Below are 21374 nucleotides of genomic sequence, written 5' to 3'. Positions count from 1 at the left end.
TTAAATTCTTGCATTATTAAATATCAAACTTCAATAGCCGGGGAATTTTCTTTAATATTGGCCTCCGAAAGCAAAGAAACAACTTAGCCCCCTAATTTTATAACTTTGGAAATATGAAAAGCATTGGTGTTTTTACATCAGGAGGTGACGCGCCAGGAATGAACGCCTGCATCAGGTCAGTTGTAAGAACGGGACTATACCTTGGACTAGATGTCTACGGCATTAAATACGGATACAATGGGATGATCGATGGAGATATCTACAAAATGAAATCCTACTCCGTATCCAACATCGTACAACGAGGGGGAACCATTCTTAAGTCCGCCCGATCCATGGACTTCAAAACCAAAGAAGGTCGGGCAAAAGCATACGAACAACTCACCAAACGCGGAATTGAAGGGCTGGTAGCGATTGGTGGAGATGGAACCTTCACTGGAGCCAACATTTTTTACGAGGAATATGGCATTCCAATCGTTGGTGCTCCGGGTACTATTGATAATGACCTTTACGGATCTGATTATACCATCGGTTTTGATACGGCAGTAAACACTGCCCTAGATGCTATTGATAAAATCCGCGATACAGCCAACTCACACGATCGAGTGTTTTTCATCGAAGTGATGGGTCGTCACTCTGGCTACATCGCCATACAAAGTGGTATCGGTGGTGGTGCTGAAATGGTCATGGTACCTGAAACCTCTACAACCATCAACGATGTGATCAGTACGCTCAAAGAAGGTAGAGACAAGCAAAAAACCTCCTCTATCGTAGTGGTAGCAGAAGGCGGAGAGCAAGGAGATGCACACGAAGTAGCAGCCAAAGTATCGAAGGAATTACCTGAACTAGACATTAGAGTATCCACTTTGGGACATATCCAGCGAGGCGGCTCTCCTACTTCCTACGACCGTATCCTTTCATCGAGATTAGGTATGGCAGCCGTAGAAGGTCTGGTGAACGGAGAAAAGAACGTGATGGTAGGTGTGGTTAATGATAAAATCACTTTTACAAGCTTCAAACTGGCCATCTCCAAAGCCAAACCAATTAATCAGGAATTGATGCGATTGGTAGAGATTTTAAGCATTTAATTGATTTTGGACCAACTGAATGGCCTGTTGCAGGTCATTCGGTTGCATCCAGCATATCTCCTCATCTTTTTTAAACCAGGTCATTTGCCGTTTGGCATACCTTCGGCTGTTTCGCTTCAGCAATCGAATGGCCTCCTCTTTATCGTATTCGCCATCCAGAAAGCCAAAAATCTCAGAATAACCCACCGTTTGTAGGGCATTATGATCTTTGTATGGCATTAATCGCTCCGCCTCTTCAAACAGTCCCTGCTCGATCATTAAATCCATACGTCGGTTGATCCGATCAAATAAATCAGGCCTTTCCAGTTCCAACCCAATTTTTACATTTTCAAAACCTCGGTCTTTAGTTTGATGCCCCTTTCGGAAAGATGAAAATGGCTGATCTGTGGTACGAATGACTTCAAGCGCGCGAATGACACGTTGGTGATTGTGACGATCTACCTCATGGTAATATTTATCGTCCTTTACTTTTAACTCTTCAAGCAGCGGCTCTAAACCATGCTGCTTAAATTCCTCGTTGAGTTGATCCCTAAGCCTTAAATCAATACTGGGCATCTCATCAAACCCTTCCCAAATGGCTTTGAAAAACAATCCAGAACCACCAACCATTACCACCACCTGATGCTTCTGAAACAGCTGATCCAGCAGTCTGATAGCATCTTGTTCAAACTGACCCACACTGTAATATTCTTTGATGGAGTGGGAATTAATAAAGTGGTGTGGTGCAGCAGCTAATTCAGCAGCATCTGGCTTTGCCGTACCGATTTCCATTTCCTGATAAAACTGTCGTGAATCAGCCGAAACGATCTCCGTTTGAAATGTTTTAGCTATCTCAATAGCCATACTGGTCTTGCCTACAGCTGTTGGGCCGACTACCGAGACCAGTATATTTTTTTTACCACTCATTTCCAGTTCGAAAGTAGCATGAATTCGCTAATTTTAATGAAATGGATGCAGTTAAGTCGGACATAGAAGCGCTTCAGAGAGAAAACGCAGAACTCAAACAAGAATTGGAGAAATCCCATAGAAACTTCTATGACCTTGTGGAAAAAACCAACTTCCACCTCAAAGAGCTTTTTGATTCGTCCAATGACCTCATCCAGATCTTCAAACCAAGTGGCGACTTTCGATTCGTCAATGAAGCCTGGAGAAACAAACTGGGCTATCGCGAGGAAGAGGTTTTCGACTTGAAGTTCATGGATGTGGTCCACCCGGACTATCGAAAAAAAACGCTCTCCAACCTCCTTAAAATAACTGCAGGTAGTCGGCTAGAACGATTTGAAACGGTCCTACGGACCAAATACGGTAAAAACATCTACGTCATCGGTAAGCTCACCTCTGTATTTGAAGATGAAGAGCCAGTCGAGTACAGATGTGTGTTTTTTGACATCACGGAGCGATTTAGAGCTGAACGAGCCCAGAGTCTCTATTACAAAATCGCCAACATTACGATCACCAAAAACAGATTAGAAGACTTTTATGGACAAATATTTCATGAGCTAAACGAAATCCTAAAGGTCCGAAACTTCAGCGTGTCCATGAAGGAAGGAAAGTCCTATGACTATGCCTACTGGATTAATGAACATGAGCAAACTACTGGATCTACACTAAAGAAAGATGTTGAAAAACTCCTAGCGGATTACACCTTCGAGCGTGGAAAACCACTGATTATCTACAATGAAGGAATAGAGAAAATTGCCAGGCAAAAGAAAATCAGTCTTGAAGACCCTCTCCCCAACATCTGGCTGGGTGTATTGATCCACTTGGATAACCAACCGATTGGCGTTCTGAGCGTGTTTTCTTATCTGGACCAATCTGCGTACAATCACAAGGATTTGGAACTTTTGGATTTCATTTCTGGTCAAATCACGCTAGCCCTAGAGCGTAAAATCAATGAAGAAAAAATTCAAAATCAAGCGGCAAGGATCAACGCTATTTTTGAGAGTAGCACGCACCAGATCTGGTCACTTGATAGATCCTATCGATTCACCTCGTTCAACCAAAACTATGCGGAAGCATTTGAGCAATACTACGGCTTTGCTCCTGAAGTAGGAATGGCTTTGCCTAGTCTGAGTCATAAGAACGTGAAGCAGCAAACCATTACCTTTTGGAAGAAAAAATATGACACGACATTCGCTGGGAAGAGTGTCAATTTCCAACACAACATAAAGACACTAAAAGGTGAGAAAGTCTGGCGGGACGTATTCCTCAATCCGATCTTCCTCCCAGATGGCAGCATTCATGAAATCTCGGTCATTGCTAACGATATCACTGAGAAGAAGAGCTCCGAAACAGCCCTCAAAGAAAGCGAAGAGAAATTTAGAAATATCTTCGAATCCTTTCAGGATATCTACTTCCGATGCAATATGAATGGAATCATCTCTATGGTAAGTCCTTCCATTCAAGGTGTATTGGGCTACAGTCCGAAGGAAATCATCGGCAAGCAAATCACCGAATTTTTTATCAGTAAGAGTAAACTATCTGAGCTTTTCAAAAGCCTGTACGAACACAAACAGGTCCAAAACTTTGAAGGTGAAGTCAAAACCAAGGATGGAGAAGAAATACAGTTTTTGAGCAACGTACGCCTGATTAAACGAAACCGCAATCAGTATGAAATAGAAGGAGTAGCTCGGGACATCTCCAAACTCAAAGAAACCAACAAACAACTCCGAGAAGCCAAAGAAGTAGCAGAACGATCACTTCAAATTCGTGAAAGATTCCTGGCCAATATGAGTCATGAGATCCGCACACCGATGAATGGCGTGATCGGCATGATCGACCTCCTTGGATCTACCAATCTGGATGAGGAACAGTCAGAATACATCCGTACCATTAAAAAATCTTCTGATAGTTTACTTCACATTCTGAATGACATTCTGGATCTATCAAAGATTGAAGCCGGAAAGATGAAACTTCGTCAGGAGCCAGTGCGGATTTTCGACACCTTCGAGAAAGTATATGAGCTCTACTCACAACAGGCACATTTGAGTAAAAATTCTCTTTACTACCACTTGGATGATAAACTCCCTGAATACATCCTGGCAGATGAAACACGGTTGATGCAGGTACTGTCTAACCTCACCTCCAATGCCATCAAGTTTTCTCCACAAAAAGGCACCATCAATTTGAGTATCCGCGTGATGGAGCAAAAAAGGAACCGATACAAGTTCAAAGTCTCCATCAAAGATTCGGGTATCGGTATATCTAAAAAAGACATTGACAAACTCTTCCAAAACTTTAGCCAGATCGACAGCTCTAGCAGCAAAAACTTCTCCGGAACAGGTCTAGGGTTGGCCATTTCTAAAGAACTGGTCAAGTCGATGGGTGGTGACATTGGTGTGGCATCTACTCCCGGATTTGGTAGTACCTTTTGGTTCACATTTTATGCAGAATCAGTCAAACCAAGCAAGGTTGTAGCCAAAAAAGAAGACGGTGCTTTCTTGAAGGAGTTTAAAGACACGAGTCCAAGGATTCTACTGGTGGATGATAACCACATCAACCGAAGTGTTGCCTCCACCATCCTATCCAAATCAGGGTGCGAGGTAGAGCAAGCCGAAAGTGGTTTTGAAGCAATAGAAAAAGTGAAAGCCAAAAAGTTTGATCTGATCTTTATGGACATCCAGATGCCTGAAATGGATGGCGTAGAAGCAACACAAAAAATAAAAGGCTTAAATCTGGAAAATATAGCTCCTATAGTGGCTATGACTGCTTATTCCATGGAAGAAGACCGATCCAAGTTCTTGAGTATGGGGCTTGACGATTACATCGCCAAACCTATTAAAGCCATCAATCTTATAGAGAAAGTTAAGAGCTGGCTGCACTTCGAGCCAAAGTCAGTGGGATCAGAAGTTTTCAAAGAAACTACAGAAGAACTGGTCATAAATCAGAATACATTGAATCAGTTGTATAAATTTGGGGGAAAGGAACTCATTGAAAGTGTATTACAGGATTTTGATGAGGAGGCAACCCAGCAAGTCTCAGATTCTAAAGAACTCATGAGTAAAAATGAGTTTGAGTTAATGCGCCAGGAACTGCATACATTGAAGGGAAATGCAGGAACACTTGGGATAGAACGACTGGCCACTATCGCCAAGAAAATGGAGCAACAGTTAAAAACGGGAGTATATGACGGACTCATAGAGGACATGAAGAACCTGGAGTACTGCCTGGCCGAGTTTAAGGAGAGTTATCATACGTTTATGAACACCTAGCAATGAGTAAGAAAATTTTAGTAGCTGAGGACAGCTCAGTCATTCAAAACCTGACCAAGAAGATTTTGACCCTTCAAAACTACCAGATTAGTGCTGTGAAAAATGGCAAGCAGGTCATAGATAAACTGGGTAGTGAGGAATATGATCTCATCCTGCTGGATATACACATGCCGGTAATGGATGGCATGGAATGCGCCAGAGCCATCCGGCAAATGAATGGGGCTGCTGCCAATATCCCGATCATTGCCATCACAGGCAATGCAAATAACTACAGCATGGAAGACTTCAAAGAAGCAGGCATCAATGAATTTGTGCCAAAGCCACTCAATTATGACAACCTGGTTACTGTAGTAAATAATTATTTAGCACATGGAAATTAAATACACGAAGCATTTTTTGAACAGACTGGAAGACCTCTTCTCAGAAACTGACTATATGCTCCGGTATGAAAAGGGCAACTTCCAATCAGGCTACTGTATCCTGAAAGACACTAAAATTGCCATAGTGAACAAATACTATTCACTAGATGGTAAAATCAATAGTTTACTGGAAATTGTCAAACAGATAGAAATTGACTCAAAAGTCCTTAGCGACAAAAACAAAAAACTGTACCAGGAAATCAATCAAACACAACTCTCGTTTTGATCATTACTTTTCTCGGAACTGGCACCTCACAAGGAATACCGGTAATAGCCTGCGATTGTGACGTCTGTCAATCAATAGACTTTAGAGATAAACGCACCAGGACCAGCATTCACATAGAAGTAGATGGCAAAAGTCTGGTTGTAGACACTGGTCCAGACTTCAGAAGTCAGATGCTGCGCGAACGCATCAAACACCTGGATGCCGTGCTATTTACCCATGCACATAAAGATCACACCGCTGGTATGGATGACGTGCGTAGCTTCAATTTCAAACAGCAAATGGACATGCCCGTTTATGCACGAAAAGAAGTGATCCAGCAGCTAGAAAAGGAGTATTCGTATGTGTTTGCAGAGCACAAATACCCTGGAGTACCGCAGGTGGAAACGCATGAAATCACCAACGAAGCATTTGAGATCGCTGGTACACGGATACTTCCAATTGAGGTGATGCATTATAAACTACCCGTATTTGGTTTCCGAATTCAGGACTTTACCTACATCACGGATGCCAATTTCATTGCTGATGAGGAATTAGAGAAAATCAAAGGCACACGCGTGCTGGTCCTTAATGCGCTACAAAAGGAAAATCATATCAGCCATTTCACACTAGAAGAGGCCATCCAATTAGCACAAAAAATAGGTGCAGAGCAGACCTATTTTATCCACATGAGTCACAAAATGGGTAAACAGCGAGAGGTGGAACAAGAGCTGCCGGAGGGAATTGATTTTGCTTTCGACGGACTTAAAGTGGAGCTGTAGTGTTTCACAACTACTTTTTTCTGAAAAAATTAGCCAATCAGGTCAATGAGCTACTGATTGGCAAGGAACTTCTTGAGTGCTTTTCTCAAAACAAGGACGAACTTATTTTAGGTTTTGCCGATAAGGAAGAATCAACCTACATCCGTGCAAATCTAATCCCTCAAATCAGCTTACTGCAGATCACTAATGAGTTCAGTAGAGCGAAAAAAAATAGCGTCGATCTATTCCACGAGTTGATTGGACAAGCAGTCACGTCAGTCAATGTCTTTCAATATGAACGCTCTTTTTGGATCGACTTTTCCAATGAAATGAGCCTGATCTTCAAGATGCATGGTTCCAGATCCAACATCCTTCTAGCCAAAGACAATGAAGTAATTGAGCTCTTTAGAAGCAAACTTGAAAATGATGAATCACTGGTTCCCTCCGAGCTCTACAAAACTGCAGACCTATCATTGAAACGATTCGAAGAGCTTAACGGAAACCTCACCAAATTCTTACCCGCATTAGGTAAAGAGGTAAAGGCTTACCTGAAAGAGAAAGGAATAGCTGATTTGGATCTGGCGGATCAACACGAACTGGTCATGACTACAATAAATGAGCTGGAGTCTGGCCTTTTTTACATCTATGAGCATGATGAAAAGCCGCAGCTGTCTTTACTCAAACCATCAGTCAGTAATGCACACCAAAGTCATGACGCCATAGCCACAGCCAATGAGTTTTACATCCGCTACAGCAAATGGTTCTATCTATATGAAGCCAAAAACAAGGCCACCAGACCATTAGAGGATCAGATCAAAAAAACTCAGAATTACATTGACAACACCGAAGCGAAGCTCTATCAAGTGCTCGACCGACGGGGATATGATGAAATTGCTAATATCATCATGGCTAACCTCCATGAGATACACAAAGGTCAGGATCGAGTAACTCTACATGATTTCTACACTGATGAAGAAATTGAGATCAAACTAAATCCAGAACTTTCACCTCAGAAGCACGCCGAAAACCTATACCGTAAAGCAAAAAACCAGAACCTGGAAGTGGCCAAGCTCGAAGAAAATATCGCAACTAGAAGAGCACGCCTAAAGGAGCTGGAAGTCCAACTTGAAGAAGTGAGGCAATCACAAGACATCAAAGCCCTGCGGAAGGAAACTCCTGCCAAAACCACTGCTAAACACAGCACCAACCTGGCTTACCACCTGTATGAAGTAGGCTCCTATCAAGTGCTGGTAGGTAAAAATGCGAGGCATAATGATGAACTCACCTTGAAAGTTGCCAATAAAAATGACCTTTGGCTTCATGCCAAAGACGTAGCTGGCTCTCATGTAGTCATTCGCCACCAGGCTGGAAAAAACATTCCAAAAGATGTATTGGAGATTGCCGCCGAACTAGCGGCATGGTATTCTAAACGTAAAACAGACTCACTGTGTCCGGTGATATATACTCCTAAGAAATACATCAGAAAACGCAAAGGTGACCCTCCTGGTGCAGTGGTCGTAGAGAAAGAGGACATCATCATGGTAGAGCCTAAAAATCACCCCAACCAAGTGAGCATCTAATATCCCAGGATTTACGTATTTTAACCCCATGAACCGCCTCTTCATATCTGTATTAGTATTTGTTGGCCAGCTGAGTATATATGCTTTTGGTCAGACACTCTACGATCTAAAACATGTAGAAATCAACCTGTCTGCTACCAATACCTCTACCTACATTGATGGTTATGCCCGGTTTTCATTTACATTAAATCAAATCGGCCAGACGATAGATTTGCATCTGGTGGATGAGTTAGCAGTTTCCAAAGTGCTTATCAATGGAGTAGAAGCCACATTCCAACATTCAGAAAATCAGTTATCCATCGATTACACCAATCCAGATTTCAATTTATTGCAGACAGTGACAGTACATTATGCCGGAGATCCAAATCCCAATGGACAAAATTCAAATGGCATTTTCAATGATTTCTCCAATGCGTGGGGCAATCAGATTACCTGGACATTGTCAGAGCCATTTTATGCCAGATATTGGTGGCCGAGCAAGGAAGAACTAACGGACAAATTTGATTCAGTAAACGTAACGATCACCACTGAAAATCACTTGAAGGTTGGGTCCAATGGCCGATTAGTCAAATTGACGCAGATAGACAACAATAAGATAAAATACGAATGGGAGTCACACTACCCCATAGCTTACTATCTGATCGCCTTCACTGTAGGCGAGTATGTAGAATACAACAATTTTGCTTATCCAGGTGCTCTGAATGGTGATTCTGTGTTGATTCAAAACTATATCTACAACAACCCGGAGACGCTGGAATTCTATCAGGATCAACTTGACGAAATCCCGAAGATGTTAGAGCTGTTTAGTGACTACTTTGGAATCTACCCATTTTATGAGGAAAAGTATGGTCATGTGATGGCGCCTTTCGGCGGTGGTATGGAACACCAAACGATGAGCACCATGGGCATTTTCACCTTCGGACTCAATGCACATGAACTCGGACATCAGTGGTTTGGAGATCACGTAACCTGTGGCAGCTGGAGTGATATATGGATCAACGAGGGATTTGCCAGGTTTTGTGAGTATTTCGCTACTGAGAAGCTATTATCCACCAACAACTACTACGCAGTAGTCAAAGACGACATACTCAGCGTGACAGGTACACCAGATGGATCAGTCTACATTCCTGGTTCAGGTGCTACTGATGATTCCAGAATCTTCAACTTTAGACTCACTTATGCCAAGGGAGGCTTGTTAGTAAACATGATCCGACACCTCGTCAATGATGATGAACTCTTCTTTGAAGCAGTTAGAACATACCTTGATGAGTTTGGAAATAAAACAGCCAGAGGTGAGGACTTTCAGAGAACAATGGAGCGTGAGACTGGCCTTGATTTCAGTGATTTCTTTAATCAATGGTATTATGGCGAGGGCCATCCTGAGTATGACATCCAATGGAGGAAAGACAATAACGACACCATCAACCTTGAAATAAGTCAAAAGCCAACGGCCTCCACCGCACTGTTCACTACTCCAATGGAGTTTCGAATCACCTTCCAAAGTGGTCTAACCAAATTATTTAGAGTGACTCCCAGCCAATTGACCGAAACATTCAGAATTGGAGCAAATGGTAATGTGGCAAAACTGGAATTTGACCCAAAAAGCTGGTTGGTCAAAAGAGTGCTGAATTTCAATCAGGTAGATCAAAATGGAAATCCAATACTTTCAGAAGGTACAGAGGATAACGTTCTGTTCTGGCCAAATCCCATCACTAACACCATTTATTTTGGTGACGAACTATCAGATATTCGGATTTATGATCTTCAAGGAAAGGTGGTCACCAAATCTTTGGAAGTTTCTAAATCCCTGGATTTAGGTTATTTGAAACGAGGAACCTATTTACTAAGTGGTAAGAAAAATGAATTGCCAGTATCTATCAAATTCATCAAAGAATAGCACAAAAAAAGGCCAACCCCGATTGGGATTGACCTTTACCAAACTAATCTAACTTTACTTTTAATTATACACCAAATCAAATCGGTCCAACTTCATCACTTTGTCCCAGGCAGCCACAAAATCCATTACAAATTTTTCCTGAGCATCTTCACTTGCATAAACCTCAGCGAGCGCTCTCAGTTCAGAGTTAGAACCAAAAATCAAGTCAGCTCTGGATGCTGTGTATTTCACCTCACCGGTCTTGCGATCTCTACCTTCGAAAAGCTCGTTGGTATCGTCGGTTGGCTTCCATTCGGTACTCATATCCAGTAGATGCACGAAGAAGTCGCTGGTCAACTGATCTTCCTTCTCAGTGAAAACGCCTGTTTTCGAACCGTCATAGTTGGCATTCAGAGCTCTCATTCCACCCAGTAGTACAGTCATTTCCGGAGCAGTTAAAGTGAGCAACTGTGCTTTATCTATCAACAATTCTTCTGTTGGAATTTTATATCTGGTTTTCAGATAATTTCTGAACCCATCAGCCATAGGCTCCAATAAATTGAATGACTCAATATCTGTTTGCTCCTGAAGTGCATCCATTCTTCCTGGCACAAAAGGAATATTGACCTGATAGCCAGTATTGGCTGCAGCTTTTTCTACAGCAGCATCGCCTGCCAGGACAATTAAGTCAGCCATAGATACTTTCTTGTCTTCAGACTTGGCATTGAAGTCGGATTGAATCTGTACATAAACCGCAAGTACTTTGGCCAGTTGCTTTGGATTATTGACTTCCCAGTCTTTCTGAGGAGCTAAGCGAATGCGTGCGCCATTAGCACCTCCTCTTCGATCAGACTCACGATAAGTGGATGCCGACGCCCAGGCAGTTTCTACCATTTCACTGATGCTCAGACCTGAGTTCAATAATTTGGCTTTAAGACTAGATACATCACTTGAAGTGATCAACTCATGATCCACCACAGGAATAGGATCTTGCCAGATCAAATCCTCGGTTGGAGCTTCAGGTCCCAGATAAGTGGTTTTTGGGCCCATATCCCTGTGCGTTAGTTTGAACCAAGCTCTGGCAAATGCATCATTGAACAGGTCCGGATTCTCATAAAATTTTCTAGAGATTTTCTCAAATTCCGGATCAAATCTTAGCGACAAGTCGGTCACAAACATCGTTGGCGCGTGGAATTTACCTTCTTCAAACGCATCCGGCACTTTCATCTTGGAATTCTTCGCTACAAACTGGTGCGCACCTGCTGGACTTTTGGTGAGCTCCCATTCATTTTCGAACAAGCTCACAAAATACAGTTGGCTCCATCTGGTAGGTGTTGGAGTCCAGATAACTTCCAAACCGGAAGTGATCGCATCTTTTCCTTTTCCAGACTTGTAATCACTTTTCCAGCCAAACCCTTGCTCCTCTATAGGTGCTGCTTCTGGCTCTGCTCCTACGTGAGAAGCCGGACCTGCGCCATGTGCCTTACCTAAGGTATGACCTCCAGCGATCAGTGCCACGGTTTCTTCATGATTCATACCCATTCTTCCAAAAGTGGCTTTTATATCCTTTGCTGCTTCCACTGGATCAGGATTACCATTAGGACCTTCTGGATTGACGTAAATAAGTCCCATCTGCACCGCCGCCAAAGGATCCGCCAGTTCTCTGTTGCCGGAATAGCGCTTATCATCGCTCAGCCAGGTATCTTCTGCTCCCCAATAAACATCGATTTCAGGCTCCCATACATCTTCGCGTCCACCTGCAAAGCCAAAGGTTTTGAACCCCATGTCTTCCAATGCCACATTTCCTGTCAGAACCATCAAGTCTGCCCAGGATATCTTGTTACCGTATTTCTGTTTGATTGGCCAGATCAGTCTTCTGGCCTTATCCAAATTGGCATTGTCTGGCCAGCTGTTTAGGGGTGCAAAGCGCTGTTGTCCAGAACGAGATCCACCCCGACCATCAGCACTTCGATAAGTACCTGCACTATGCCAAGCCATTCGGATAAATAAACCTCCATAGTGTCCATAATCTGCCGGCCACCAGTCCTGCGATTCTGTCAGAACTTTGCGAATATCATTTTTCAAAGAATCATAATCCAAACTATTAAAAGCTTCGATGTAATTAAACTCCTCGTTCATAGGATCAGACAAGGAAGAGTTCTGACGAAGAAGAGCCAAATTCAACTGATTAGGCCACCAAGCTGCATTTTGAGTGGCAGCCCTATTGGATTCGCTCACTTTCGTAGCTCCGGACATCCCATCTGAAGCCATGTCCTTCGATTCATTATTGCAAGCCGAAATCAGCCCGATCAAGGCGATCATAACGCTTATTGCGGGGGTTCTTTTCATGATATAACTTTTAATGCTTAATTTTCGAGAAGCAATAATAGCAGGTTATACCATACAGAGTACATAATAATTTTCTATCCCCCGATAAGACAAATTAATTCTAGATAGACTTGCTGCGTGGAAAAAATAGCAACAAAAAACCTCAACGAAATCGCTGAGGTTTTCCAATATCCTATAAAAGTATCACTTATTGCACTTCACTCACTCTTACCATATTAGTGTGTCCCTTCCAGTGAGAAGGCATACTTGCTGTATTGATAAATACATCCCCTTTCTGCAGGTAGCCTTCAGCCACTAGCTCCTTCTCAATCTGCTCCAGCGTGTCATCAATACCCTCGGTCTTGTCATAGTAAAATCCCTTCACACCCCAAACAAGGTTCATCTGACGGAGCAAATACTTCTGATTGGTAAACAAAAAGATATGTGCCTTTGGCCGGTGCATAGCCAATCTATATCCAGTATATCCAGACTTGGTCATCCCGATTAGCGCTTTTGCCTGCACGTTATCAGCCAGACGACAGGCAGATCGAATCAACAGGTCATTCAATCTTGTGGTCGAATCCTGATCTTCATCCTGAAACTTAGACCAGATAGACTGTGATTCACTCTCTACCGCCACAATCGTTTTGCTCATCTGCTGTACTGCTTGCACCGGGAACTTACCTGAGGCAGACTCGGCTGACAACATGATCGCATCTGCTCCATCAAACACTGCATTAGCTACATCATTGGTTTCTGCACGTGTTGGTCGTGGATTCTCTATCATGCTCTCCATCATCTGTGTAGCAATGATCACCGGTTTGCCCAAACGGTTACATTTCTTCACCATTCGCTTTTGCAGCAATGGCACTTTCTCAGAAGGAACTTCCACACCCAGATCACCTCTAGCCACCATCACGCCATCAGTGGCTTCAATGATCTCGTCCAGATTAGCGATCGCTTCCGGTTTTTCCACTTTCGCGATTACTTTGGTGTGTACCCCAGCTTTCTCAATTCTTTTCTTGATTTCATGAATGTCACTCGCTTTTCTGACAAACGAAAGTGCTACCCACTCCAAGTCAAACTGAAAAGCAAATTCAAGGTCTTCTATGTCTTTTTCTGTCATAGAAGGTGCAGAAACATTGGAATCCGGCAGATTAATTCCTTTTCTGGACTTCAGGAGTTCACCATGAATAACCTCAGTATAGACCTCATTTCCTTCTACTTTAATAGTCTTCAGCTCGATATTACCATCATCCATCAGGATGGTATCACCAGGCTTCACATCATTGACTATTCCTTCGTATACAGTGCTAACCTTTTCGCTAGTACCCAGTATGTCTTCAGTAGTAATGATCAGCTGCTGACCAGGAGCGATTGACACACCATCGTTCTCTACCTTTCCTACTCTGATTTTTGGCCCTTGCAAATCCTGAAGCAAAGCAACACTAGATCCCAGTTCCTCATTCAGCTCACGCACCATGTCAATGGTTTTCTTATGGTCATCATGAGTACCGTGAGAGAAATTCAGTCGAAACACATTCGCTCCGGCTTTAATCAGCTCACGTAGCGTTTCTTTGTTTCTACTCGCAGGTCCTATTGTTGCAACAATCTTTGTCTTTTTAAAAAGCGATTCCTTCATGCTTTATAATCAATTATTTTAATTCTGATTTCTGACGGCAAATATATCCGTTGATTGGGCTTTTCACCCAATGATTAGTTTATGTTTAGAATAATAAGTTGTCTTTCATTTTGATTTTCTCCACATCGATCACCAAAGAATAATCAATCTCATTGATTGCTTTCAACTGCTCATTCACTTCCTTGGCCCAAAAATCCTGCGTCTGACTGCTCAACTTCAGTAGGTAATCAAACTGCTGTAGCTCCGAGAGCAGGTATTGATTGATCGCTGAATTGGAAGTTACCAATTTATTCTTCAGCAAATAAACCTGACGAAACTCACTTTCGTCCTTCAGGTTAGATACTCGAATGAGCTTATTATCCGAAAACTCGATCTTGATGTCCTCGTCTTTGATCAGATGAAATTCTGGCAGTTGGTTTATATGCCAGGCTAGCTTGTATTCTTTAGCAGAGGACACGATACCAATCAACTCAAAATCTAACGGATAATCAGACGCTAACCGATTCTTCTTTTTCATTCTCCTCCTGATGAGAAGCTAAAATACCCAAATAGGCATACAGATGCCATTTCTTTAGAGTTTAATTTGTTTTGATTTTAATAGGTAGAATGTATTTCTTTGCACTGGATTTTTAACTAAATATTATAGAAATGTCAGAAATAGCACAAAAGGTTAAGTCAATCATTATTGACAAATTAGGTGTTGAAGAATCAGAAGTAACTCCTGAGGCAAGCTTCACCAACGATTTGGGAGCTGACTCTCTTGATACTGTAGAGTTGATCATGGAGTTTGAAAAAGAGTTTAATATTTCTATCCCAGACGACCAGGCTGAAAATATCGCAACCGTTGGACAAGCAATTTCTTATCTAGAAGAAAACGTAAAATAATTAGATCCCATTTAACATGGAATTGAAAAGAGTCGTAGTTACAGGAATCGGTGCACTTACACCGTTAGGAAACAATAAAAATGAATATTGGGACGCACTCGCTAAGGGTGTTAGTGGTGCCGCTCCTATAACTCGATTCGATACGGAGAAATTCCGTACCAAATTTGCCTGTGAGGTAAAAGGTTTCGATCCTTTGGAATTCCTTGATCGCAAAGAAGCCAGAAAAATGGACCCGAATACCCAATACGGTATGGTCACTGGCGATGAAGCAATCAAAGACGCCGGGCTAGATTTGGAAAAAGTCAATAAGGATAGAATTGGCGTCATTTGGGGAAGTGGTATTGGTGGCTTCACCACTTTTCAGGATGAAGTAGTTGGTTTCGGTCAAGGTGACGGAACTCCACGATTCAATCCTTTCTTCGTACCAAAGATGATTCTGGACATTACTCCTGGTCTTCTTTCTATTAAATATGGTTTTCGCGGACCAAACTTCGCCACCGTATCTGCTTGTGCTTCTTCTAACAATGCCCTGACTGATGCTTTTAATTACATTCGTCTTGGCAAAGCAAATGCCATCTTAACGGGTGGATCAGAGGCTGCGGTTATCGAATCCGGAATTGGAGGATTCAATGCAATGAAAGCACTTTCAGAAAGAAATGACTCTCCAGAAACAGCGTCAAGACCATATGACAAGGATCGTGATGGTTTCGTGCTGGGAGAAGGTTCTGCAGCGCTTGTATTAGAGGAACTTGAGCATGCTAAGGCACGTGGAGCTAAAATCTATGCTGAAGTCTTAGGTGCTGGGATGTCAGCTGATGCTTACCACATTACAGCTCCACATCCAGATGGCGATGGTATTGTGTTAGTGCTCAATGAAGCACTGAACGATGCTAACATAAAAGCTACAGACATTGATTACATCAATACACACGGCACATCTACTCCACTGGGTGACTCTGGTGAAGTAAAGGCTATACAAACTGTGCTGGGCGATCACGCTTACAACATCAACATCAGTAGTACCAAGTCCATGACTGGTCACTTGCTTGGAGCAGCCGGTGCTATCGAGAGTGTGGCTACATTGATGGCCATCGAAAAAGGAATCATCCCTCCTACGATCAATCACTTCACGGATGATCCAGAAATTGACCCGAAACTCAACCTGACATTTAACGAAGCGCAAAAGCGTGAAGTGATCGTGGCGGTTAGCAATACGTTTGGTTTTGGTGGTCACAACACGTCCATTGTTTTCGGTAAATACAACGGCTAGTGCCTTCGATCTTTAGGAAGTCACACGGCTATCTAAGGTATCTTTTTTCCTTTAAAGACAAAGAGCTTTACCGGAATTACAAAATCATTACAGGTCGCAGACCCAACAACATTGCTTTGTATGAGCGGGCGACACGTCACGTAAGTGCCGCTGAGACGAACAATCAAGGTATTAAAGAATCCTATGAGCGCCTGGAATATTTAGGTGATGCGATTCTTGGTATGGTGGTGGCAGAGATGCTTTTTAAGCGGTTTCCCTTCAAAGAAGAAGGATTCCTAACGGAACTTCGTTCTAAGATCGTTAATAGAGAATCGCTCAATAACCTCTCGAAAAAAATAGGCCTCAAAGGTCTGGTCAAATACCACAAACATAAAGGTAGCAGTGTCTCCCACAAGTCAGTCTATGGAGACTCGCTGGAAGCACTCATCGGAGCAATTTATATCGATCAGGGATTTCGATTCACCAAGCGGTTCATTCAAAACCGTCTCATGAGGCCGCATTTTGACTTTGAAGAACTGGCTAAAACAACGACTAACTACAAAAGTAAGATCATCGAATGGTCACAAAAGGAAAACAAATCCATTCGCTTTGAGATTATTCAATCAAACGAAGATGCACGAGACAAGCAGTTCATCTCACAGGTTTTCATCGATGACGAGCCTTTGGAAAAGGGATATGGATTCAGCAAAAAGAAAGCAGAGCAAGATGCTGCCCAAAAGACATTGGAACTACTAAAAATCGAATAGGTGCCTAAATCAGCAAGAATAGGCGGAGCATGCCTCAACCAAATACCAATGGATTGGAAAAACAACCTGTCCAATATCATTGGTGCGATCGAGCAAGCGAAAAAAGAAGGCATAGAGATACTTTGCTTACCAGAATTGTGTATTACAGGCTATGGCTGTGAGGATATGTTTTTGTCCAATTGGGTGTCTGAAAAAGCGCAGAAAAAACTCCTCGAATTACTACCTCACACCAAAGGCATTGCGGTCACTATCGGCTTACCCATCACCTACAACGGACTGCATTTTAATACCACATGTTTTGTTAGCGATGGCGAGATCCAAGGCTTCTATGCGAAACAGAAACTAGCCAACGATGGAGTGCATTACGAACCACGTTGGTTCACGCCTTGGGTACCGGGAGAAGTAATTGATTTTGAACTTGATGGAAAGACCTACCCTTTTGGGCACATCACTATTGATTTTATTGACCTCAAAATAGGTTTCGAAATATGTGAAGACGCCTGGCGTGAAGATCGTCCAGGATGTCATTTGGTCAACAAGAACGTGGATCTGATCCTCAACCCATCAGCAAGTCATTTTGCTTTCGGCAAGGCAGATTTCCGGGAAAACCTGGTCATCAAGAGCTCCGAGCTGATCAACTGCGTCTATGTGTACTCAAACCTGCTGGGAAACGAAGCTGGCCGCATGATCTACGATGGAGATATTATCATCGCTCAGAAAGGGGAGCTCAAAGGAAAAAATGCCCGACTTAGTTTTAAGAATTTCAAAACGCTGAGTTGTCAGATTGATTTTGAGGAACCGCGTAACTCCGAAGTAATTATCCGGCCGGATGCTGAAAATCGATTTGAAGAGTTTAGCAAAGCAGCTCCACTAGCACTGTTTGACTACATGCGCAAAGCTCGAAGTAAAGGTTTTGTGCTGTCACTGAGTGGAGGTGCTGACTCAAGCTCGATTGCCGTGCTGGTAGCTCAGGCTGTTAAACTGGGATTGGATGAGTTGGGATCAGAACTGCTAGGACAAAAACTTGGAGTGGAAGTACTCCCAAATGACAGCTACAAACAAATCGTCAACAAACTGTTTCATACTGCCTATCAGGGAACCAAAAACAGTTCGGATGACACGCTGAATTCGGCCAAATTACTTGCTGAAAGTATCGGGGCTAACTTTTATCACTGGACCATCGATGAAGAAGTACAACAGTACACTTCATCCATTGAGCAGATGCTGGGCCGAGAATTGGACTGGACTACAGATGACATAGCCTTGCAAAACATACAGGCACGTGCACGATCACCAATCATCTGGATGCTCGCCAACATTAAAAATTGCCTCCTCCTCTCTACCAGCAACCGAAGCGAAGGTGATGTGGGCTATGCCACAATGGATGGAGATACCAGTGGTAGCATCTCCCCTATTGCCGCTGTAGATAAGAACTTTATTCTGAAATGGCTGGTCTATGCTGAGAAAGAGCTAGGGTATCATGGCTTGGCAGGTGTGAATAGCCTCACCCCTACTGCAGAGCTAAGACCTCAAGATCAACACCAAACAGATGAAGAAGATCTGATGCCTTATGCGGTACTCGTGGATATCGAAGAGAAGGCTATCCGAGATAAGAAATCCCCGATAGAAGTATATGATCGACTGAAAGGACGTTGGGCTGACCATGTATTATTGAAGCAATGGATCACCAAGTTTTTCCGTCTTTGGTCCATCAATCAATGGAAAAGGGAACGAATTGCTCCTAGTTTTCATTTAGATGACTTTAACGTGGATCCTAGAACGTGGTGTCGCTTTCCGATTCTTTCAAGTGGGTTTAAGGAAGAATTGGAAGAGTTAAACAGTAGACAATAGGCAAACGGCCAGTTGGCAAGAGGAATTGAACAAAGGGGAATTATATAAAAAGCCTATTGCACTTTTGTTTATTGCATATTGAAATCACGGCACTGGATCATATCCACTACCTCCCCACGGATGACAGCTGGAAATCCGTTTGATCGCCAACCACGTACCTTTGAAGATACCATGTTTCAGTATAGCTTCTTTAGCATAAGTGGAACAGGTAGGTGTATAACGGCACGTGCTAGGAAAAAAGGGAGAGATGCCGTACTGGTAAAAAAGTACAGGAAGAATAAAAAGCTTACGAATTACGTTCTTCACGTATCAAAAGTACAGTGCATATTTGGCGCGAACAATTATATTCGCTCTGTTTGCAGATTATAATAGACAAACTAGCAAGATTATAGACGGAAGGTGAGATTGGATTTATACAAATTGGTACTGACAGCACTAGCAATAACTTCTTGCTTGGTAGCGAACGCTCAGAAATCTCGTAAGGCACTGGATTCATTGGACAGTACCGGCTATATCACCGTTCGCAGCATTGAGATAGTGGGTAATGACAAAACCAAGGAATACATCATCACTCGAGAGCTAAGTTTTGTTAGCGGTGACAGCATTGCCACCCACCAGCTAGAAGAAATTCTTCAAAAATCCAGAAACAACGTTTACAACACCAACCTGTTCTCTACAGTAGAATTCGAAACTGCAATTATCGATTCGGCAACCATAGACCTCACAATCAATCTGGAAGAGCGGTGGTACGTTTGGCCTTCGTTTACACTCAAACCTATCGATAGAAATCTTGTAGACTGGTGGACTAATCGTGACAAAGACTTCAGTCGTGTGCGTTTTGGACCCAAACTGGACATTTACAATGTTCGCGGTAGAAAGGAGTCCTTGCGCTTTATTGGCTTGTTTGGCTTTGATCGACGCTTCATCTTTCAATACTCCATCCCATATATCGATAAGAATCAGAAACATGGATTGGTCCTCGGGGCCAGTTCTATTCTAAATAAAAAAATGCCCTATGAGACTGTCGGTCATGTGAACAATTTCATCACGGATACTTCTGAATATGTCAATCAGGTTAATGCAGAAGCCTGGTCTGGATTTCTGGTTTATAAATACCGACCTTCCTTTTATGATTATCATTACCTGACACTGCAGGGTTATGACATGACTATCTCGGATGATATAGCCAGGCTAAATCCTAACTATTTTGGTGATGGTGCCACCAATCAGACGGCCCTTGGGCTTTCTTACTCTTACGTAAGAGATCGGCGAGACAACAGAAATTACCCACTTTCAGGCTACTATGGGCTGGGGGTTCTGGAAAAACTTGGCCTGGGGATCTTTAAAGATGTAGACATCTGGCGCATGGACTTGCAGTATCAGCATTTTGTAGACTTGGGTCAGAAATGGTACTTCTCGTCTGGTATTGGTGCTCAACTCAGCTCACCAAATGCCTCCTATTTCAACTACACAGAATTCGGTCAGGGTACCTATTACGTGAGAGGGTTTGAGCAGTTTATAGTAGAAGGTCCATATAATTTTCTCACCAAAAACTCCATCAAGCGAGAAATTTTGAAAACCAAGTTTAACCTTGGTCGCTTTATGCCTATCAAAAAATTCAAGAAAATACCCTTTGCCATCTATGCAAAGGCCTTTGCTGATGCTGGCTATGTGGTAAACTATGAGAACTATGAGCAGAACAGTCGACTAACAGACAAACCGCTCTACAGCCTTGGAGTGGGATTGGACCTGGTCATGTTGTATGACATCACCTTGCGTCTGGAATACTCCTACAACTCTGAAGGGCAATTCAAATTTGCGCCAAACGTGATGGCTGAACTTTAATCTTTAAAATTCTTCCACTTTTTTTTCTTGCCATTCTTCTTGAAAAAATACCACTGGCCAGTTTTTTCACCCATGTCAAAAGATCCTTCGTAAGTCGGATGACCCTCTTCATCAAAAAAGCGCCAAAATCCATGCTCCAGCCCTTCTCGGTACTCCCCTTCCTGGAGAACTGATCCAGTTTCTGCATAGTTGAGCCACAAGCCATGAGGTGCTCCATCCTTATAGTTCCCTTCTTGCCTAAGCGTACCCGAAGGATAATAAAACTCCCAAAAACCTTCATACAATCCATCCCGATAAATCCCTTTGCGATCTAAGGCACCATTTTCATGGTAATAAAATGCCGAATCTACTGGTAGATCAGCTTCCCACCATTCCAGTGCTTGTAGGGTTCCGTTTGGATAAAAATAAGCTTGATCACCTTCTAACCGTCCATCTTCATAGCCTAATCCGGCACTCAACTGCCCAGATGGGTAGAAATACTCCCAATACCCCTCCTTCACTCCTTTCTTGATCTCCCCTACTGCTTTGACTGCACCTGATTCATACCAAAGAGTATCCTGGGCCAATCCAGAATTGGCAGCTAATGTGAGGACTATGTATAGTATGGACCAAAAAGAATTCTTCATATTTCAAACATACGGAGTATTGATATAATAACAGGAAAAACCTAGTT

General features: G+C 42.7%; 18 protein-coding genes. 12 read left to right on the top strand and 6 right to left on the bottom strand.

The window, feature by feature from the left end:
- Positions 1-113: 113 nt before the first annotated feature.
- The gene (gene pfkA, locus ACO067_RS20810; protein ID WP_421877801.1) at positions 114-1085 is read left to right on the top strand and encodes a 6-phosphofructokinase; all 972 of its coding nucleotides are present in this window, start codon (positions 114-116) and stop codon (positions 1083-1085) included.
- Here pfkA and miaA read toward each other — a convergent pair.
- Positions 1074-1991, bottom strand: a complete 918-nt coding sequence (gene miaA, locus ACO067_RS20805) for a tRNA (adenosine(37)-N6)-dimethylallyltransferase MiaA (RefSeq protein WP_421877799.1) — start codon at positions 1989-1991, stop codon at positions 1074-1076. The genes pfkA and miaA overlap by 12 nt on opposite strands.
- Before the next feature lie 41 nt (positions 1992-2032).
- On the opposite strand from miaA, the gene ACO067_RS20800 reads away from it, so the two are divergent.
- The 6 genes from ACO067_RS20800 to ACO067_RS20775 are packed head-to-tail and all read left to right on the top strand — an operon-like array spanning position 2033 to position 10155.
- Positions 2033-5296 (top strand): PAS domain S-box protein, encoded by a 3264-nt coding sequence (locus tag ACO067_RS20800; protein ID WP_421877797.1) that lies wholly within the window; start codon positions 2033-2035, stop codon positions 5294-5296.
- 2 nt (positions 5297-5298) lie between these two features.
- Positions 5299-5676, top strand: a complete 378-nt coding sequence (locus tag ACO067_RS20795) for a response regulator (protein WP_421877795.1) — start codon at positions 5299-5301, stop codon at positions 5674-5676.
- Positions 5666-5941: a hypothetical protein gene (locus ACO067_RS20790; protein WP_421877793.1), complete on the top strand. Its 276-nt coding sequence runs from the start codon at positions 5666-5668 to the stop codon at positions 5939-5941. The genes ACO067_RS20795 and ACO067_RS20790 overlap by 11 nt, the downstream gene beginning before the upstream one ends.
- Positions 5938-6699, top strand: a complete 762-nt coding sequence (locus ACO067_RS20785) for an MBL fold metallo-hydrolase (protein ID WP_421877791.1) — start codon at positions 5938-5940, stop codon at positions 6697-6699. The genes ACO067_RS20790 and ACO067_RS20785 overlap by 4 nt, the downstream gene beginning before the upstream one ends.
- A complete protein-coding gene (locus tag ACO067_RS20780) occupies positions 6699-8258 on the top strand; it encodes an NFACT RNA binding domain-containing protein (RefSeq protein ID WP_421877789.1) in 1560 nt (519 codons plus the stop codon). Before ACO067_RS20785 ends, ACO067_RS20780 begins: the two co-directional genes overlap by 1 nt.
- A gap of 28 nt (positions 8259-8286) precedes the next feature.
- Complete coding sequence (locus ACO067_RS20775) at positions 8287-10155, top strand: M1 family aminopeptidase (RefSeq protein ID WP_421877787.1); 1869 nt, start codon at positions 8287-8289, stop codon at positions 10153-10155.
- Positions 10156-10215: 60 nt separating this feature from the next.
- Here the strand turns inward: ACO067_RS20775 and katG are convergent, their stop codons facing one another.
- The 3 genes from katG to ACO067_RS20760 form a co-directional block, all read right to left on the bottom strand.
- Positions 10216-12405, bottom strand: coding sequence for a catalase/peroxidase HPI (katG, locus tag ACO067_RS20770; RefSeq protein WP_421878330.1), 2190 nt, complete (start codon positions 12403-12405; stop codon positions 10216-10218).
- A gap of 265 nt (positions 12406-12670) precedes the next feature.
- Positions 12671-14104, bottom strand: coding sequence for a pyruvate kinase (pyk, locus tag ACO067_RS20765; protein WP_421877785.1), 1434 nt, complete (start codon positions 14102-14104; stop codon positions 12671-12673).
- An 85-nt stretch (positions 14105-14189) separates the two neighbouring features.
- Complete coding sequence (locus ACO067_RS20760) at positions 14190-14621, bottom strand: IPExxxVDY family protein (RefSeq protein WP_421877783.1); 432 nt, start codon at positions 14619-14621, stop codon at positions 14190-14192.
- A gap of 131 nt (positions 14622-14752) precedes the next feature.
- Between ACO067_RS20760 and ACO067_RS20755 the strand changes: the two genes are divergently transcribed.
- From ACO067_RS20755 to nadE, 4 genes are read left to right on the top strand one after another with little or no spacing between them, the layout of a single operon-like run.
- Positions 14753-14989: an acyl carrier protein gene (locus tag ACO067_RS20755; RefSeq protein ID WP_143396709.1), complete on the top strand. Its 237-nt coding sequence runs from the start codon at positions 14753-14755 to the stop codon at positions 14987-14989.
- Positions 14990-15005: 16 nt separating this feature from the next.
- Positions 15006-16259: a beta-ketoacyl-ACP synthase II gene (gene fabF, locus ACO067_RS20750; protein ID WP_421877781.1), complete on the top strand. Its 1254-nt coding sequence runs from the start codon at positions 15006-15008 to the stop codon at positions 16257-16259.
- Entirely contained in the window at positions 16259-17005 is a 747-nt protein-coding gene (gene rnc, locus ACO067_RS20745) for a ribonuclease III (RefSeq protein ID WP_421877779.1), read from the top strand. Before fabF ends, rnc begins: the two co-directional genes overlap by 1 nt.
- Positions 17006-18856, top strand: a complete 1851-nt coding sequence (gene nadE, locus ACO067_RS20740; RefSeq protein WP_421877777.1) for an NAD(+) synthase — start codon at positions 17006-17008, stop codon at positions 18854-18856.
- A gap of 84 nt (positions 18857-18940) precedes the next feature.
- Here the strand turns inward: nadE and yidD are convergent, their stop codons facing one another.
- Complete coding sequence (gene yidD / locus ACO067_RS20735; protein ID WP_421877775.1) at positions 18941-19162, bottom strand: membrane protein insertion efficiency factor YidD; 222 nt, start codon at positions 19160-19162, stop codon at positions 18941-18943.
- A 99-nt stretch (positions 19163-19261) separates the two neighbouring features.
- On the opposite strand from yidD, the gene ACO067_RS20730 reads away from it, so the two are divergent.
- Positions 19262-20701 carry a BamA/TamA family outer membrane protein gene (locus ACO067_RS20730; protein WP_421877773.1) on the top strand — a complete coding sequence of 480 codons (1440 nt, stop codon included), beginning with the start codon at positions 19262-19264 and terminating at the stop codon, positions 20699-20701.
- Here the strand turns inward: ACO067_RS20730 and ACO067_RS20725 are convergent.
- Complete coding sequence (locus ACO067_RS20725; RefSeq protein ID WP_421877771.1) at positions 20698-21327, bottom strand: toxin-antitoxin system YwqK family antitoxin; 630 nt, start codon at positions 21325-21327, stop codon at positions 20698-20700. The genes ACO067_RS20730 and ACO067_RS20725 overlap by 4 nt on opposite strands.
- Positions 21328-21374: the final 47 nt, after the last annotated feature.

Source organism: Marinoscillum sp. (assembly GCF_965229915.1).
Classification (GTDB): domain Bacteria; phylum Bacteroidota; class Bacteroidia; order Cytophagales; family Cyclobacteriaceae; genus Marinoscillum.
The sequence above is the reverse complement of the archived record's forward strand: the minus strand, read 5'-3'. Positions and strand labels throughout refer to the sequence as shown.

Excerpts from the sequence above, each read along its gene's own strand:
- pfkA (WP_421877801.1), top strand. The coding sequence starts at position 114 with ATGAAAAGCATTGGTGTTTTTACATCAGGAGGTGACGCGCCAGGAATG.
- miaA (WP_421877799.1), bottom strand. The coding sequence starts at position 1,991 with ATGAGTGGTAAAAAAAATATACTGGTCTCGGTAGTCGGCCCAACAGCT.
- ACO067_RS20800 (WP_421877797.1), top strand. The coding sequence starts at position 2,033 with ATGGATGCAGTTAAGTCGGACATAGAAGCGCTTCAGAGAGAAAACGCA.
- ACO067_RS20795 (WP_421877795.1), top strand. The coding sequence starts at position 5,299 with ATGAGTAAGAAAATTTTAGTAGCTGAGGACAGCTCAGTCATTCAAAAC.
- ACO067_RS20790 (WP_421877793.1), top strand. The coding sequence starts at position 5,666 with ATGGAAATTAAATACACGAAGCATTTTTTGAACAGACTGGAAGACCTC.
- ACO067_RS20775 (WP_421877787.1), top strand. The coding sequence starts at position 8,287 with ATGAACCGCCTCTTCATATCTGTATTAGTATTTGTTGGCCAGCTGAGT.
- katG (WP_421878330.1), bottom strand. The coding sequence starts at position 12,405 with ATGGCTTCAGATGGGATGTCCGGAGCTACGAAAGTGAGCGAATCCAAT.
- pyk (WP_421877785.1), bottom strand. The coding sequence starts at position 14,104 with ATGAAGGAATCGCTTTTTAAAAAGACAAAGATTGTTGCAACAATAGGA.
- ACO067_RS20760 (WP_421877783.1), bottom strand. The coding sequence starts at position 14,621 with ATGAAAAAGAAGAATCGGTTAGCGTCTGATTATCCGTTAGATTTTGAG.
- ACO067_RS20755 (WP_143396709.1), top strand. The coding sequence starts at position 14,753 with ATGTCAGAAATAGCACAAAAGGTTAAGTCAATCATTATTGACAAATTA.
- fabF (WP_421877781.1), top strand. The coding sequence starts at position 15,006 with ATGGAATTGAAAAGAGTCGTAGTTACAGGAATCGGTGCACTTACACCG.
- ACO067_RS20725 (WP_421877771.1), bottom strand. The coding sequence starts at position 21,327 with ATGAAGAATTCTTTTTGGTCCATACTATACATAGTCCTCACATTAGCT.